Source organism: Microbacterium sp. ISL-103, assembly GCF_018613995.1.
In the GTDB taxonomy this organism is placed as follows: domain Bacteria; phylum Actinomycetota; class Actinomycetes; order Actinomycetales; family Microbacteriaceae; genus Microbacterium.
Genome location: NZ_JAGGPD010000666.1, coordinates 1 through 1,196, shown reverse-complemented (window position 1 = coordinate 1,196; position 1,196 = coordinate 1). Strand labels below are relative to the sequence as shown.

Below are 1,196 nucleotides of genomic sequence, written 5' to 3'. Positions count from 1 at the left end.
GCGCGCCGGAACCGGCAAGGCCGCACTGGGTCTCTGCGCCGGTCTCGAGGCGGTGCTCGAACGCCAGCAGCAGAAGAAGATCATCGTCTTCCGGCCGCTGTTCGCCGTGGGCGGGCAGGAGCTCGGCTACCTGCCGGGCGACCAGGGAGAGAAGATGGGCCCGTGGGGTCAGGCAGTCTTCGACACCCTCGGTTCGGTGGTCTCGGGCAACGTCATGGAAGAGGTGGTCGAACGGGGCATCCTCGAGGTGCTCCCGCTCACCCACATCCGCGGTCGCTCGCTGCACGACGCGTTCGTGATCGTCGACGAGGCGCAGTCGCTCGAACGCAATGTGCTGCTGACGGTGCTCAGCCGCATGGGGCAGAACTCCCGAGTCATCCTCACGCACGATGTGGGCCAGCGCGACAATCTCCGCGTCGGACGCCACGACGGAATCGCGAGCGTGATCGAGACCCTCAAGGGCCACGATCTGTTCGCCCACGTCACGCTGATGCGCTCGGAGCGCTCGGCGATCGCCGCACTCGTCACCGAACTCCTGGAGGGAAGCGAGCTCAGCTGACCAGAGTCCGCCCGACAGCGGATGCCGCGCGTTCGCGGCATCCGCTGTCGTATGTCAGGGGAACGTCCCGGCGATCCTCATTCCCTCTCGCCGACGCCCGGATTATGCTCGGGGCATCGAACGCAGACGATGGAGTGATGCGCTATGAGCGATGCGACGAAGACCGTCGACGAACACCCGCTTCCGCCGGTGGCGGTGGACGAGAAACCGAGATGGACGCCGCTGAAGATCGTGCTCTGGGCGGCGATCGCGCTGCTGGGCGGGGTCGCCTGGACGATGCTCGCGATCGTGCGGGGCGAGACCGTCAACGCGATCTGGTTCGTGTTCGCGGCCGTCTGCACCTACCTCGTCTTCTACCGCTTCTATTCGAAGTTCATCGAGCGGAATCTGGTCAAGCCGAACGACCGTCGAGCGACCCCCGCTGAATACAAGGCCGACGGGAAGGACTACGTCGCAACCGATCGTCGAGTGCTGTTCGGGCATCATTTCGCCGCCATCGCCGGCGCTGGCCCCCTGGTCGGCCCTGTGCTGGCGGCCCAGATGGGATACCTCCCCGGCACCATCTGGATCATCGTCGGAGTGGTTCTCGCCGGCGCCGTGCAGGACTACCTCGTGATGTTCTTCTCGATGCGTCGCG

The 1,196-nt window shown here is 65.9% G+C and carries 2 protein-coding genes; both read left to right on the top strand.

The genetic code is table 11. From position 1 onward, the window contains the following. On the top strand, positions 1-559 hold a 559-nt coding region (locus J7E68_RS19345; RefSeq protein ID WP_215175161.1), incomplete at its 5' end, for a PhoH family protein. A gap of 144 nt (positions 560-703) precedes the next feature. Next, positions 704-1,196, top strand: a 493-nt coding sequence (locus J7E68_RS19340) for a carbon starvation CstA family protein (protein WP_285225734.1), incomplete at its 3' end; no start/stop codon positions are given.